The sequence below is a fragment of the Mesorhizobium sp. M0768 genome (assembly GCF_040320195.1).
Taxonomy (GTDB): domain Bacteria; phylum Pseudomonadota; class Alphaproteobacteria; order Rhizobiales; family Rhizobiaceae; genus Mesorhizobium.
Window position 1 is genome coordinate 75673 of record NZ_JAMYPD010000011.1, and the last position, 14597, is coordinate 90269.

Annotated in this window: 15 protein-coding genes; 8 read left to right on the top strand and 7 right to left on the bottom strand. The window is 63.4% G+C overall.

From position 1 onward, the window contains the following. Positions 1 to 85 precede the first annotated feature (85 nt). The 3 genes from NKI08_RS16425 (at position 86) to NKI08_RS16435 (ending at position 2733) form a co-directional block, all read left to right on the top strand. Complete coding sequence (locus NKI08_RS16425; RefSeq protein ID WP_352770873.1) at positions 86 to 1135, top strand: methyltransferase; 1050 nt, start codon at positions 86 to 88, stop codon at positions 1133 to 1135. A 14-nt stretch (positions 1136 to 1149) separates the two neighbouring features. Further along, complete coding sequence (locus tag NKI08_RS16430; protein ID WP_352474406.1) at positions 1150 to 1656, top strand: hypothetical protein; 507 nt, start codon at positions 1150 to 1152, stop codon at positions 1654 to 1656. Between the two features lie 189 nt (positions 1657 to 1845). Beyond that, on the top strand, positions 1846 to 2733 hold the full coding sequence (locus NKI08_RS16435) for a class I SAM-dependent methyltransferase (protein WP_352770875.1): 888 nt from the start codon (positions 1846 to 1848) through the stop codon (positions 2731 to 2733). Between the two features lie 114 nt (positions 2734 to 2847). Here NKI08_RS16435 and NKI08_RS16440 read toward each other — a convergent pair whose 3' ends face one another. The 5 genes from NKI08_RS16440 to NKI08_RS16460 all read right to left on the bottom strand — a co-directional run bounded on the left by NKI08_RS16440 (position 2848) and on the right by NKI08_RS16460 (position 8055). Then, complete coding sequence (locus NKI08_RS16440; protein ID WP_352770877.1) at positions 2848 to 3588, bottom strand: gamma-glutamylcyclotransferase; 741 nt, start codon at positions 3586 to 3588, stop codon at positions 2848 to 2850. A 113-nt stretch (positions 3589 to 3701) separates the two neighbouring features. Further along, the gene (locus tag NKI08_RS16445) at positions 3702 to 4736 is read right to left on the bottom strand and encodes a hypothetical protein (protein WP_352770879.1); all 1035 of its coding nucleotides are present in this window, start codon (positions 4734 to 4736) and stop codon (positions 3702 to 3704) included. Further along, a complete protein-coding gene (locus tag NKI08_RS16450) occupies positions 4736 to 5716 on the bottom strand; it encodes a hypothetical protein (RefSeq protein WP_352770881.1) in 981 nt (326 codons plus the stop codon). Before NKI08_RS16450 ends, NKI08_RS16445 begins: the two co-directional genes overlap by 1 nt. A 142-nt stretch (positions 5717 to 5858) precedes the next feature. Then, positions 5859 to 6011, bottom strand: a complete 153-nt coding sequence (locus NKI08_RS16455; RefSeq protein WP_352474399.1) for a hypothetical protein — start codon at positions 6009 to 6011, stop codon at positions 5859 to 5861. Between the two features lie 661 nt (positions 6012 to 6672). Then, the gene (locus NKI08_RS16460; protein ID WP_352541563.1) at positions 6673 to 8055 is read right to left on the bottom strand and encodes an FAD-binding oxidoreductase; all 1383 of its coding nucleotides are present in this window, start codon (positions 8053 to 8055) and stop codon (positions 6673 to 6675) included. 226 nt (positions 8056 to 8281) lie between these two features. Between NKI08_RS16460 and NKI08_RS16465 the strand changes: the two genes are divergently transcribed. Next, positions 8282 to 9289: an AraC family transcriptional regulator gene (locus NKI08_RS16465; protein WP_352770884.1), complete on the top strand. Its 1008-nt coding sequence runs from the start codon at positions 8282 to 8284 to the stop codon at positions 9287 to 9289. A 131-nt stretch (positions 9290 to 9420) separates the two neighbouring features. Here NKI08_RS16465 and efp read toward each other — a convergent pair whose 3' ends face one another. Further along, positions 9421 to 9987: an elongation factor P gene (gene efp / locus NKI08_RS16470; protein WP_023674374.1), complete on the bottom strand. Its 567-nt coding sequence runs from the start codon at positions 9985 to 9987 to the stop codon at positions 9421 to 9423. Between the two features lie 114 nt (positions 9988 to 10101). On the opposite strand from efp, the gene epmA reads away from it, so the two are divergent. Continuing rightward, entirely contained in the window at positions 10102 to 11148 is a 1047-nt protein-coding gene (gene epmA, locus NKI08_RS16475) for an EF-P lysine aminoacylase EpmA (RefSeq protein ID WP_352770886.1), read from the top strand. Between the two features lie 126 nt (positions 11149 to 11274). On the opposite strand, the gene NKI08_RS16480 is transcribed toward epmA, so the two are convergent. Beyond that, a complete protein-coding gene (locus NKI08_RS16480; RefSeq protein ID WP_352474393.1) occupies positions 11275 to 11409 on the bottom strand; it encodes a hypothetical protein in 135 nt (44 codons plus the stop codon). 89 nt (positions 11410 to 11498) lie between these two features. Between NKI08_RS16480 and NKI08_RS16485 the strand changes: the two genes are divergently transcribed. The 3 genes from NKI08_RS16485 to NKI08_RS16495 all read left to right on the top strand — a co-directional run bounded on the left by NKI08_RS16485 (position 11499) and on the right by NKI08_RS16495 (position 14578). Beyond that, entirely contained in the window at positions 11499 to 12188 is a 690-nt protein-coding gene (locus tag NKI08_RS16485) for a DUF8692 domain-containing protein (protein WP_352685493.1), read from the top strand. Between the two features lie 253 nt (positions 12189 to 12441). Continuing rightward, positions 12442 to 13785, top strand: a complete 1344-nt coding sequence (locus NKI08_RS16490) for a TldD/PmbA family protein (protein WP_352457105.1) — start codon at positions 12442 to 12444, stop codon at positions 13783 to 13785. After that, on the top strand, positions 13772 to 14578 hold the full coding sequence (locus tag NKI08_RS16495; RefSeq protein WP_352770889.1) for a 3'(2'),5'-bisphosphate nucleotidase CysQ: 807 nt from the start codon (positions 13772 to 13774) through the stop codon (positions 14576 to 14578). The genes NKI08_RS16490 and NKI08_RS16495 overlap by 14 nt, the downstream gene beginning before the upstream one ends. Positions 14579 to 14597 lie beyond the last annotated feature (19 nt).

The following is a 14597-nucleotide window of genomic DNA, read 5'->3' on the forward strand; positions in this document are numbered from 1 at the left end:
GTCCTCCCGCGCCCAGACCATGATCCCAAAAAACCGGGAACCGGTTTTTTGGGAGGTCATGGTCTCTTGAGGAAGGAGAAATCTTATGGACGCAACCATCACCGAGGTAACGAAACAGGCGAATGACGTCGCAGAACTGTCGCCCGAAAGCCTTATGCAACTCGGCCTCGGCTTCTGGGCATCGAAGACGTTGCTGAGCGCCGTCGAACTTGACCTTTTCACGGAGTTGGCGGCCGGACCCCTCGAAGGGGAAACACTGAGAAACCGGCTCGGACTGCATGAGCGGGGAGCGCAGGATTTCTTCGACGCGCTTGTTGCGCTGCGCATGCTTGAGCGCGAGGGCAACGTCTACTGCAACACGCCCGTGACTGACCGCTACCTTGACCGCAACAAGTCGACCTATGTTGGCGGGATGCTCGCCAGGGCCGGTCAGCTGCTTTACGCGAACTGGGGCTCGCTCACCGACGCGCTCAGGACAGGCAAACCGCAAAACGGCACCCAGGACGGCGAAGATCTGTTCGACATGCTGTTTTCGGACCCGGACAAGGTAAAGATGTTCGCGCAGGCGATGACCGGCGGCAGCCTCCAGGTGGCGGAGGCGCTCGCCCGGCATTTTCCCTGGGCGGACTATTGTACCTTCATCGATATCGGCACAGCCGAAGGCAGGCTTCCGGTCGAGGTCGGCCGCGCCCATCCGCATCTCACCGGCGGCGGTTTCGACCTGCCGCCGATGCGGCCGGTGTTCGAGGCCTATGTGGAGCGGCACGCACTTGCAGACCGGCTTCGGTTTTATCCCGGCGACTTCCTTGCCGAGCCGCTGCCTTCCGCCGACGTGCTGGTGATGGGTCATATCCTGCACGACTGGAACCTGGAGGTGAAGCGCGCGCTGCTGGCAAAGGCCCATTCCGCGCTGCCGAAGCAAGGCGTGCTCATCGTCTACGACCAGATCATCGATGACGAGCGACGGGACAACGCTGCGGGTCTGCTGATGAGCCTCAACATGCTGGTCAACACCAATGGCGGGTTCGACTACACGCGCGCCGACGGCATGGGCTGGATGCGGGAGGCGGGCTTTGCGGAGGTCCGCTGCGAGCATCTCGCCGGGCCTCACTCGATGATCGTCGGCATCAAATAGCAGCGGAGAAGCTGATGACACGAAGAGCTCTCATCGCAATTGCCGCCCTTGGCCTGGCCGCAGCATTCACCGCCGCAACGCTCAACCAGGGTGAGGTCGGCGCGGCGTCCGCGACCGCTTCGATCGAGCACGGTCGATACCTGGTGAAAATCGGCGGCTGCAATGACTGCCACACGCCAGGGTACCTGGAGAAGGCCGGCAACGTTCCGCAGGATCGATGGCTGATCGGCGATTCGCTCGGCTTCAACGGGCCGTGGGGTACGACTTACCCGACCAATCTTCGCCAATTTTTGCGGACCATGGACGAGGACGACTGGGTACAGTTCGCGCGCACGATCGAGACGCGCCCGCCCATGCCATGGTTCAACCTGCGTGCCATGAGCGAGCCCGACCTGCGCGCCATCCACCGATATGTGCTTTCGCTCCCGGCAGACGATACGCCGGTTCCGGACTATGTGCCGCCCGGTCGTCCGCCGAAGACGCCGCATATCGTGTTCGTTCCGCGGGCGCCGAAATCATAGTGGCGTCCGAACGCCGGGCGCAGGGTGGTTCTCCGCTTGCGTGGTATGCCAGGCACGGGCGCCTGTTTCAGTCGTAACGCAATTCCCGATTCCGGAAATCACGTTGTAGCACCGATCTCCGATCGTGACGGTCGGGCCCTGGGCGGTCATCAGGCTGCCCAGCGGTCACAAATCCCGGATAAATCGATCATGGAGTCAAACATGTACAATCTGCTTGCCGAACATGCGCCGAAGACCGACCGTGATCAGAGCCCCATGGATGCGCGTCCCTATGCGTTGGGTTACACGCAAAGCGAATTCAAGCGCCTGGAGCTGCAGGGAGCGCTCATTCACGACCTTACCGAGCATGTCCTGCGCAGTGCGGGCATAGGACCCGGTATGCGCGTGCTCGACATTGGCTGCGGCGTAGGCGATGTCTCCTTGCTGGCCGGAAGGCTGGTCGGACCGGCGGGAAGCGTGCTTGGTGTCGATCGCTCGGCAGAGGCTGTGGACATTGCCGAGCGGCGCGCCACTGAATCCGGCCAGTGTTACTGGACACGTTTCACGACGGCCGAGCTTGATACATTCTCGCCCGACGGGAGCTTCGATGCGGTGATCGGCAGGCTTGTCCTGATGTATCTGCCCGACCCGGCCGCAACCCTGCGCAGGCTTGCCGGTTTCCTGCGGCCTGGCGGCATCGTCGCCGTCCAGGAAATGGCGATGCCGCTCACCCGCAGTTTTCCAGAGGCGCCGCTGTTCGGCAAATGCCGCGGCTGGATCATCGACACGATCGAGCGCGCGGGTTTCGAGGTCGACATGGGTGGCAGGCTGCCCATGGTGTTCGCCGGCGCAGGGCTGCCGGCGCCGCGGATGAACTCCGCCGGCCTCGCCGGCAGCGGACCCGACTCGCCGATCTACGACTACATTGCCGGCACGTTGCGCAGCCTGTTACCGATGGCCGAGGCAGTCGGTACCGCAACCGCCGCCGAGGTGGAAGTCGATACCCTCGCCGAGCGGCTGCGCAACGAGGCTGTCGAGCAGCAGACGTGCATCATGCTGCCGCCCTTTGTCGGCGCATGGGCGAACACACTGGCATAGAACCGAAGGAAGGACACACGATGCTCGATACTGCCATCGGCGAGCGCGCGGGACATCTCGTCGACCTGCACAACATCGATTTCGCCTGGGAGCCTGACGAGATGCTGGTCTGGCTCAGGGACGAATGAAGCCCGACCGCAGCGCCCGACCGATCTCCTCGGCCACAAGTTCCTGCAACTGCCAGAGATTGCGGTCGCGGATGCCGCAGGCGTCGAGATGGCGAATGGTCTCGAACAGATATTCGGCGCCCGAACCCCAATGGCCGACGGCCGTGGCCAGGGTCGCCGCTATCGCTCGCTTTTCGAGCTTGCCGGCGTAGCGCGGATTGGCGGGATCGACAACGAAACCAAGCGCTTGGCCCGTGCCGTCGCCCGTCCTGACCTGCAGCCAGCGCGGCACGTTGACGGCCGGCAGGATGGTCATCTCGCGGCGCAGCAGCGTTTCGAGATTGGCCCCCACTGGCTCGGCGACCTCGAACACCATGCCCGGACATTGGCCCCCGCGGTCGAGCGCCATCATCAGGCCGGGCTGCTCGACGGTGCCCCTGAAGCGCTGCACCGTAAAACAGAACGAACGGTGCCAGCCCGTCGCCACGGCCCGTTCGCCACCCCTGACCTCGCCGGCCGGCTTCCACAGAAGCGAGCCATAGGCGAAAAGCTTCACCGGCCCGCCCGGCGCGCCGGGCAGCACCTCGTCGCGAATGCGCGCGTAATCGGCATCGGTCATGTAGACCATGCCCGGCGTCGGCCCGGCATCCTCGACCGCACGCAAGGTGCGGGCGACCAGCGCCTCGGTCAGCGCCATCGGTGTCTTGCGCGGCGAACGCCGTGATGCGGTGGAAATGACCTTGCTCATCCTCATGCTCTCAGCCTCGCCGCCATGTTGCCGAAGGCTGAAGGATTCTCAAGGGCCGAGTAAACCAGCGCGGTATCGGGATTCGAACTATCGTGTCCAACAGCCTGACTGGCTTAGTGCGGAGGCTGATCTGGCCGGACGGTGTCGTTGCAGCCGTCAACATAGCGATGGACCGACCACCGGGAGCCGGGCCGGGCCTGTTGCGCCTTGGTGAGCGGATCCTGAGACTGCGCGTAGCCGTCCTGGTAGCCCCGAACGATTTCGTCGATATCGTCGGGCCAGTCGCCGTCCCATGGCCGTCCCAGAATCTGGGCCTGCTGGACCGGATGCAGTTCGTTGTGGCCTTCATGAAAGCTGTCGTGGATGTGTCCGGCATCATAGACCCACCGGCCGGTCACCCCCAGGATTGTCGCTCCGGTTCCGTCGCCCTTGTTGGTCTCGATGCTCGGCAGGCCGGCATCGCTCGGACTGGCGGTGTCCGAACTGCTGAAGGCCGCGCCGAGCAGCGAAGCGAGCAAGGCGAGAAGCGCCAATACGTAGGCGACGACCGCGCCGACGCCCGACATGCATACCGCCAGCGCAATCAATGCCGCGGCTAGGGCGAGGATGTTGACGGTCTGCAGGTCATGGATCGATGCCCCTTCGAACTCCACATGCAGCGCCTCTGACTTTACTCCGGTCACCTTGTCCTCCGCCGGGTTCCCCGTGAACAGAAAGCCGTGCGAGGAGGTGATTGCGTTTTCGGCCATCAGATAGCCGAACGGGGCACTGGCGGCGGCAACGGCCTGGGAGACGCCCACCGGGTTGTTCGGCAGCAGCAAATTGAGGCTGTAGTCGGAGTCCAGGCTTCCTGGCCAGGTCTTTTCCGACGGCGGCTCGATGCTGATGACCATGCCGACGATACTCACCGGCTCGCCCAGGCAAACCAGCCGTTTGTTGAGCCACCAGTCGCAATAAGCGAGAATCCACACAATCTCAGTCACCACCAGCGCGATCGGTATGCACCACGGCTCGCCCATCGCGACCACCACCACGACCATCACGGCTGCGAATATGCCGCTGGTAATCGCCGCACTGATGTACTGGTTGACCGAAATCACCTCGTCGGCGGTCGTGCACTTGGTCCAGGATTTGTCGTCGGTGGCCATCACGGCTCCAAGCTGCTGAGGACGGTCAAGGTGACGCCGCCGCTGGCGCGATCACCCTCGTCAAACGCATTCAGATTGAGGGCTTGCCGGCCGGTCCAGCCGTCCGGCGGCGTAGCGACCGCCGTGATCGTCACCTGTTCGCCCGGCGCCAGCGACGGCAGGTCAGGCGAAATCTCGACCTTCCAGCCCGGCGGCAGGGGATGAGCCGACGGCAAGTGTGCCGCCAGCCGGCGCTTTTGCTCCGCCTTGGCGGTCTCTTCCGTTGGCTGCCGGTCGTCGCGACAGGGGCCGAGCGGCGGAATGGTGTAGGCATCGACGGTGAACCGGTACCGATGCGGCCGACGGGTAGCGTTGCGCAACTCGAATTGAAATGTTGCTGGCGACTGGGCCAGTCCGACATCGGTATTTTCTTGGCCGAGATTGTTGGCGAAGTTGGCGTCATCGGCCGGGTCGAGCAAAACTTGCAGGCAATAGTGACCTGCTTGCCGCGGCGTATGCCAGTCGAAGGAGACGAACCCAGGCTGGCTGGCGGATCCGATCACCCCGACCGAGACCGGCCTGGTGGCGATCGGATTCGACACGGTTCCGATGCCAAACGACAGATAGGACAGATGGACCGGCATCTTGACGACGACGGCATCCGGGGAGGCGTTCCAGACGCGAACCCGCACCTCGTAGTCGGTGTCCGCCTGCAACCTGCCGGCGGGAACGGGCACACCACCCTGGCGTAGCTCGATATCGGGATTATCCCAGGTGACCGCGAGACCAAGGCCGATCAGGTAATACTGATCGTAGATCAGCGGGTCAGGCCGGCAGAAAGCAGGGTGATCGATCGGTACGCAATGCGCCCGGGACCCTTTCTGGTCGACCCGGCGGTCGCCCCCTAGCCGCCACCGGCGACAGAAACGGCGAGCCATCTCGATCAGTGCCGGAATCCAGGCGGAGAACAGTGCTCGCAGGATTGCCGCTATTCCTCGCATCGACTTCCCCTCTGAAGCTAACGCAGGGCAACGCTCTGATAACAACGGGATTCGCGCGGCAACAGTGAATTGGCGTGTCAGACGACTGGTGCCATTTGTACTCTGGTCAGACGAATAAAGCTGGGCTCGAACGGTACGCGGGCTATTTCCGCGCGAAGAAACCGCGCGCGAATTGCACGATGTGCTTGTGGAATGCGAGCGCCAATATTGCGACAACGGCAAGTATGTAGAGAGCTTCGGTCGATCCGTCGCCGCCGTCAGGGGAAATACCAAACCAACTCTCGATGAAATCCATGAACAGATTCCCTCCGCGCAAACTTGCGACCGATGTTCAGCATAGCTCTTCAGCTTGTCCCGGTGTCAAGTAGGGATGCATTGCCATCCACATAAATCCAGTAAAGACCGTTGTGCCGAATTGTCTGCTGCCGAATTGTCTGCTGTTTGTCGATAAACCTGAGAATTTGCCTAAAGATTGCTAAAAAATTGTCGCGGCTTATTGATGCACAACTGAAGGAAAGCTTTGTATCTCGGTCATTTCCGGGTCATTTTGTCGATCATGTGCGAACGATCCAGTCAATGATGGTGTCGCCAAACAGGTCCGGACTTGTGCATGGACAGTACGCGGCCCACCACGATCAGAAGCGCGGGGTAGCCTGAAAAGCAGCCCGGCATGGCTCATTGGACGCCACTCGGCGGTCGTCTGGCCTGGTTTCAAATGTAGTCAGCTCTCGAACGTGCCCGGCGGCGTCACGCTGTCGGCTGTTGACAGGAAAGAGGCGTTTGAAAAATCACCGGCGGTCGAGGCAGCAAAAGTCACCGTGCCGTATTTCGCCCGGGACACCACGATTCCGGCGAGATGCTGGTCTGGATCAGAGCGTCCTGACCGGCAAGCTATCGTACCGGCCGAGCCTTAGCTGGGCCGGCCGGTACGCTTGCCGGCCTGACGAGAGCCGCCGTCAAGCAGCCGGTCGAATGTTTTGGTTCACCCGGAAGAGGTTGTTCGGGTCGTATTTCTTTTTCAGCGTAGCGAGGCGCTCATAGTTGTCGCCATAAGCCGCCTTGAGCCTTGCATCGCCCTCGTCATCCATCATGAAGTTCAGGTAGGCGCCACCCAGATCGAACGGATGCACGGCCTCCCAGTAGGCCTTGGTCCAGCGCGTCACCGGCCCCGCTTTCTGTGGGTCCGGATCGATCCCGGCGATGACCATCGACCAGGTCGCATCACGGTAATTCCAGGGTGTCTCGTCTTTGCCGACGCGATGGACCGCACCATCGATCGGGTAGAGATGCATGAGCGATAGCTCGCTCGGCGTCTTCGCCGCCTGCTCGAGATGGGCGTCGATCGCCTCGTCGGACAGCGTCTTGACGAAATCGCCCCGCCAGTACCACTGCATTCCCTTCGGGTAGAGCCCATCGAACATGCTCTGCACCGCGGGATAGGGCATCGTTCCCATCCAGTTGAACCAGGGCGCGGGCAGCGCATCGAGCAGCGGGGCCAGCGCCTCTCTGCCCTTTTCCTCCGGGCCGTTGTAGCAGCACATCAGCAGACACATCCGCTTTCCCCAAAACTCTTCCGGGAAGGGTGCGCTCGAGAGGACGGTCTTGAGCCCGAGAAAGATCCCGAGTTCTTCGGGCGCGTTCGGCAGGAACTCGCGATAATGCTGCATGATGGTGCGGGCGTGGCGCTGATCCCATGCGATCGGCCCCGCAAAGACCATGCTGACCCGGTGGAGCCTGAACACAAAGCTGGTGACGATGCCGAAATTGCCGCCGCCGCCGCGAAGCGCCCAGAACAGGTTGGGGTTCCGCTCCTTGCTGGCGGTGACGAAGCTTCCGTCGGCAAGCACGACATCGGCCTCGACCAGATTATCGATCGTCAGGCCATATTTGCGCGTCAGATAGCCATGGCCGCCGCTCAGCGTCAGTCCGGCGACCCCGGTGGTCGAGATGATGCCCGCCGGTACGGCCAGGCCAAAGGCATGGGTGGCATGGTCGAGGTCGCCCTGAGTGCAGCCCGGGCCTACCCGCGCCGTGCGGGCATCCGGATCGACGCGCACGCCGTTCATCGCCGACAGGTCGATCACCAGACCGTCGTCGCAGCTCCCCAATCCTGGTCCATTATGGCCGCCGCCACGTACCGCAACCAGCAAATTGTTGTCGCGGCCGAAATTCACCGCTGTGATTACGTCGGCGACGTCGACACAGCGGGCGATGATCAGCGGCCGCTTGTCGATCATGCCGTTGTAGAGCTTGCGGGCTTCGTCATAGCGGGCGTCGCCGGCGCGGATGACTTCGCCTCGCAGGCTTGCTGCGAATTTGGTGATGTCTTCATCGTTCATGACATTCCTCCCTGTTATTGGACCTGTCGGCCGGCCGATGAAACGCTAATCCCGTCCGCTGTTCCCGCAAATGTCACATCGTCCATTTCTGTTGCCCGATCGTTCAGAGTAGGATTAGACCGGATGGATAGTTGCTCGGGCGGCCATATTGCCGGATAGTTCGAGATGCCTGGCGGAAAAACTCGTTGTCAAAGGGAGTAGCCGATCGTTTCCGGAGGTGTAGTGCATGGATGTCCTTTCCGATGTGCTCCGAGCCGTTCGCCTCACCGGGGCGATCTATTTCGACGTCGACGCCAGCTCTCCCTGGGTTGGCGAGTCGCCGGGCACGGCCGACATTGCCGCCGCCATCATGCCGGAGGCAGAGCACATCATTTCCTTTCATGCCGTGATGTCGGGCTCGTGCTGGGCCGCGCTGGGAGACGATTCGGTGCCCCCGGTGCTCGTGAACGCCGGTGATGTCGTTGTCTTCCCCGGTGGTGTTCCGAACGTGTTGAGCTCCTCGCCGGGGGCGCGGGGCGAACCCAATATGGCGATGTATTATCGGCCGATAGACGAGAGCCTGCCGTTCGCGGTGATCCATGGTGGCGGCGGAGACGAGCGGACCCGGTTCATTTGCGGGTATCTTGGCTGCGATGCACGTCCCTTCAATCCTCTCCTGGCCGCATTGCCGGCCATCCTGTGTGCCCGCAAGCCCGCCGATGGAAGCAGCTGGGTTATCGACCTTTTTCGGCTGGCGCTGGCCGAAGGTGGCAGTGGGCGGGCGGGCTGTGAGACGATACTCGCCAAGCTGAGCGAGCTGATGTTTGTCGAGATCATCCGCCGCCATCTCGAGACCCTGCCCGACGATTCGCGCGGCTGGCTGTCAGGCCTACGGGATCCACATGTCGGCGAGGCGCTCCGGCTCATCCACGCTCGCCCCGGGGAGGAATGGACATTGGACCGGCTCGCCCGCGAAGTAGGGCTCTCGCGCACGGCGTTTGCGAGCCGCTTTACCCACTATGTCGAGGTCTCTCCCATGCACTATCTTGCTCGCTGGCGTCTGCAACTGGCAGGACGCTTGCTCGAACGCCCCGAAATGAGCATCGCGCAAGCGGGTGCCGAGGTCGGCTACGAGTCGGAAGCCGCCTTCAATCGCGCCTTCAAAAAGTTCGTCGGCATTCCACCTGGCACCTGGCGAAAGGGACGGTCGGCGTTGCTCGAGGCTCAGAGATTGCCCGCTGGCGTCGTGCAATAGGAAAGAACTGGCAGGGCGTTGACGCTTCGGTCCGCGTGCAGCGTCCCAATGCTCGAAAGCCCCTGGCACAAAGCGGTAGACGATGACCGGCCGCCGCGACGCCTTCGGCGAGGCGTGTCAGACTTCGCGCCTTAATCTTTCGCGCGCTCGACATAGGCGCCATCGGCGGTCATCACCACCACGCGGGTGCCGGCGCTGATGTGTGGCGGCACCAGGGTACGCACGCCGTTGGACAGCGTTGCCGGCTTGTAGGACGAGGACGCCGTCTGGCCCTTGGTCACCGGCTCGGTCTCGACCACCTCGAAAGTGGCGCGCTGCGGCAGTACCAGCGAGATGGCGATGTTGTTGTATTGCGAGATCTGCACCGGCATGCCTTCCACCAGATAGGGCGCCATGTCGCCGACCACGCTTTCCGGCACCGCGACCTGGTCGTAAGTCTCCGGATTCATGAAGTGAAATCCTTCGCCGTCACGGTAGAGGAACGTGTGCTCGCGCTCCTCGACATAGGCGCGCTCGACCTGCTCGGTGGTGCGGTAACGCTCGGAAACCTTTACCCCGTCGGAGATACGCCGCATGTCGAGCTGGGTGACCGGCGTACCCTTGCCAGGATGAATGTTTTCGGCAAAGAGGATCACATAAAGCTTGCCGTCCTTTTCGACGACGTTGCCTTTGCGTAAGGAGCTGGCGATGACCTTCACGGGTTTCCATCCTGATAAAATTTGTTGGCGCAAATCGGCTGGAGAGGCCGTTGCGTGCGGCCTAGCGCATCTTGGCCGCAATCGCCAGCCCTCTGTGCAATTCCCCTGAAGCCGATGACCGCCGCCTCGCCGTGGTGGACGCCGCATGTCCACGCCGACCGCCGGCCGCGGCTGATCCTGCGCAATGCCATTGCCGCCGGGATGCGCGACTGGTTCGCCCGCCGCGACTTCGTCGAGGTGGATACATCGGCCCTGCAGGTCTCGCCCGGCAATGAAGCGCACCTGTCGGCCTTTGCCACCGAGGCGATCGGGCCGGACGGGCAGCGCCAGCCGCTCTACCTCCACACGTCGCCGGAATTCGCCTGCAAGAAGCTGCTTGCCGCCGGCGAGGAGCGCATCTTCAGCCTCGGGGCTGTCTGGCGCAACCGCGAGCGCGGCCCCTTGCACCATCCTGAGTTCACCATGCTCGAATGGTACCGCGTCGGCGAGACCTATGAGAGCCTGATGCGCGATTGCGCCGAGCTCGTAGCGCTGGCGGCCGAACGGGCCGGAGCGAAGCGTTTTAGCTTCCGCGGCCGCGAGGCCGATCCGTTCGCCGGGCCGGAACGGTTGAGCGTCGCCGAAGCCTTCATGCGCCATGCCGGCATCGATCTGCTGGCGACGGTTGCCGCCGATGGCAGCACCGACCGCGCGGGGTTGCATGCCGCCCTGGTCCAGGCCGGATTGCGGACCGCGCCCGACGACAATTGGGCCGACCTGTTCAGCCGGGTGATGGTCGAAAAAATCGAGCCAGCGCTGGGGCAGGGGCGCGCTACCATTCTTTTCGGATATCCGATCTCCGAGGCGGCACTGGCCAGGCCGAGCGCCGACGATCCACGCACCGCCGAGCGCTTCGAGCTCTATTGCTGCGGCGTCGAGCTCGCCAACGCCTTTGGCGAATTGACCGATCCGGCCGAGCAGCGCCGGCGCTTTGCCGCCGAAATGGATGAGAAGCAGCGCGTCTATGGCGAACGCTACCCGATCGACGAGGATTTCCTCGCCGCGCTCGCCATCATGCCGCAGGCGAGCGGCGCGGCGCTCGGCTTCGACCGGCTGGTGATGCTCGCCACCGGCGCGCTCAGGATCGACGACGTGATCTGGACGCCGGTGGCTGGTCCCTGAGGAAGGTTGTGCAAGCCGATCTCGCCGGGCTTGAAAGCCAGGATCAGATGGTCGGTCCAGGCCGCCGCCGGCTCCGTCGAGCCAGAAGATTGGCGACGACCAGGAGGATTATCGACAGCTCCATCATCAGCGTGGCGGCGGCGCTATTGCCGGGGAGAGCTTTTCGCGCAAGCCGATGAACATTTCGAGCGGCATGGTGCGTTGGTTGGCGCTGGCCAGGAACTGCACCGCGACGACCTCGTCATGTGCGAGACGCTGCAACCGTTCCGTGTGTTGCCACGATCATGGTGGGCCGGCATAGTGCTGGCGGGGTTCTCGGCGCCGCGGAGCTATCGGCCGTCGTACTCAGAATGGCCTTCGGCACAATGCCAGACAAAAACGCGCTGAACGCAAAACATAGCAGCGAATGGACAATGTCCTGGCGCCTGGTCATACTTGCGGCCGTGGCGATTAATGTTGTGATGCTCTTGGCCGCGCTGTTCGTCGCGCAAACTCTTGGTCTGGACGCTACAATCTTCTATCGAGATCCATCTGCAGCCGCGGATGTCGGCTTCTATACGGGGTGGATTTCGTCCCTAGGTGCTTCACTGTGGATCGGCACCGGCGCGGCGACCCTGTTTGCCGGTCTGCTCACGCACCGATGGGATTGCACGTTTCTCGGCGGCCTTACCTTGGTCATGGGCCTCGATGACCTGTTGTTGATCCATGAGGACGTGCTGCCGTTTGTCGCGATACCAGAGATTGTTACGATGATTGCCTACGCCGTCGCCGGGTTGTTCTGGTTCTTTCGGCTGCGACGGAAGACATTCGACGGCTCGATCGTATTTGTGGCCGCAGGCTTCTTACTCGCGATGTCAGCAGCGATCGACCAGCTGGGAGAGCTGTTTCCTAGCCCGGGTTCGGCGGTCGACATCGCGGAAGACGCTGTCAAAGAGCTTGGCATCTTCCTTTGGGCGGCAGGTGCCGTCGGGTACGCGGCGATGGTGACACGGTTGGGCCGCCCGTGGGTGGATCCAGCCGATCCCAACTCTACAGGCTGACGGTCGCACGCGCCGCATCTTCGACTCGTCGCCGGCAGCGGTGCCGCCGTCGCGGCTTTCGGTCACGGCCACCTCGGATCTAAGCCGTCCTTTGTGCGTCTGGAAGGACGCACCATCTCTGGATCGGTCGCGCTGACCTGGGGCTAGATGCCTCCTGATTGTCCGCTTCTCCCATTGCAGAAGCGGCATCGGGACAATAGATGGTGCAGCAGCGGCTGCCCTTCAGCCGGCCGGAAATAACAGGATCATGCGCATGACCGATACGCTCGACGCAGCGAAACTGACCGATCGCGTCGCGGCCCTGGTCGAGGCTGCCAAACGGGCCGGCGCCGATGCCGCCGATGCCGTTGCGGTACGCGGCCGCTCGACCGGCGTGTCGGTGCGGCTTGGCAAGGTCGAAGGCACAGAGGCGTCCGAGAGCGAGGACGTCTCGCTGCGCGTCTTCGTCGGCAAGCGGGTAGCCAGCGTTTCGGCAACAGCGGCATCCGACCCCAATATGCTGGCCGAGCGCGCGGTCGCCATGGCCAAGGTGTCCCCCGAGGATCCCTATCAGGGCCTCGCCGACCCGGCCTTGCTGGTCAAGAAACCGCGCGACCTCGATCTGTTCGACGCCACCGAGGTGTCGGCGGACCAGTTGAAGGAAGCAGCGCTTGCCGCCGAAGCGGCGGCGCTTGCCGTCAAGGGCGTCACCAATTCGGCCGGCAGTGGCGCCAGTGCCGGGCTTGGCGGCCTGGTGCTCGCCACCTCGCACGGCTTCGTCGGCCACTACGTCGCCTCGCGTTTTTCGCGCTCGACCAGCGTGATCGCCGGCGAGGGCACCGGCATGGAGCGCGACTACGAATTCTCCTCGCGCCAGCATTTTTCCGATCTCGACGCGCCGGAAGACATCGGCCGCAAGGCCGGTGAGCGCGCTGTACGCCGCATTGGCGCGCGCAAGGCGGCGACCGGGCCTGTCGACGTGGTGTTCGATCCGCGTGTGGCGCGCGGCATTGCCGGCCACCTTGCCGGTGCCATCAATGGCGCCGCGGTGGCGCGCAAGACCAGCTTTCTCCGCGACATGATGGGCAAGAAGGTGGCTTCGGCCGCAATCACCGTCACCGACGAGCCGCTCCGGCGCCGTGGACAGGCCTCGCGCCCGTTCGACGGCGAAGGCGTCGAGGGCGAAAAACTGTTCATGGTCGACAAGGGCGTGCTCAACCACTGGTTCCTGTCGACTTCGGCGGCTCGGGAACTCGGCCTCGTCACCAATGGGCGCGGCTCGCGCAGCGGCTCGTCGGTCTCGCCGTCGTCGACCAATCTCGCCATCGAGCCCGGGGAAAATACGCCGGAAGAGCTGATCAAGTCGCTCAAGACCGGCTTCTACGTCACCGAAGTGTTCGGCCAGGGCGTCGACATGGTGACCGGCGAATATAGCCGCGGCGCTTCCGGCTTCTGGATCGAAAATGGCGAGCTGGCCTATCCCGTCGCCGAGGTGACCATCGCCTCCAATCTGAAGACGATGTTCCTCAACATGGTTCCGGCGAGCGATCTCGACCGCAATTTCGGCACCGCCGCGCCCACGCTTTTGATCGAAGGAATGACCCTTGCCGGAGCTTGACCCGGCCGTCTCGGCCGGCGCTACTGAAGACCTGCAGCTGTTGCGCGATGCCGCCCGCGAGGCGGGGCTCATCGCCATGCAATACTTCAACAACAATCCGCAAGTGTGGATGAAGGGCGGCACCTCGCCGGTCAGCGAAGCCGATCACGCCGCCGACAAATATCTGCGCGAGACCTTGCTGGCGGCCCGGCCGGATTATGGCTGGCTGTCGGAGGAAACCGTCGACGACCCGGTAAGGCTTGTCGCGCGCCGCACCTTCGTCGTCGATCCGATCGACGGCACGCGCGGCTTCCTCGAGGGCCTGCCCACATGGTGCGTCAGCGTCGCTGTGGTCGAGAACGGCCGAACGCTTGCCGGCGTACTCGACTGCCCGGCGAAGGGCGAAATCTATTGGGCGCTGCCGGGCGAGGGCGCGTTCCTGAACGGCAGGCGCATCAGCGTGCGTCCGCCGGCGGAAACGGCCGAAATCGCCGGACCGAAGGCGATGATCGACCTGCTGCCGGCGAAATGGCACAAACGGCTGAAGCGCGTGCCCTATATTCCTTCGCTGGCCTACCGGCTGGCGATGATCGCCGGCGGCCAGCTCGATGCCACCTTCGTCAAGGCCAACGCACATGACTGGGACATCGCCGCGGCCGATCTCATCCTGCGCGAGGCAGGCGGCGCCTTGCTCGATCGGCATGGCCGCGCGCCGATCTATGCCGGCGAAGTGATCCGTCACGGACCGCTCGCCGCCGGCAGCGGCGAACTCCTCGCCGTGCTCGCCGGCGTCATCGCCGGGCTGGACAATTGACCACTATCAATAGTTCCAA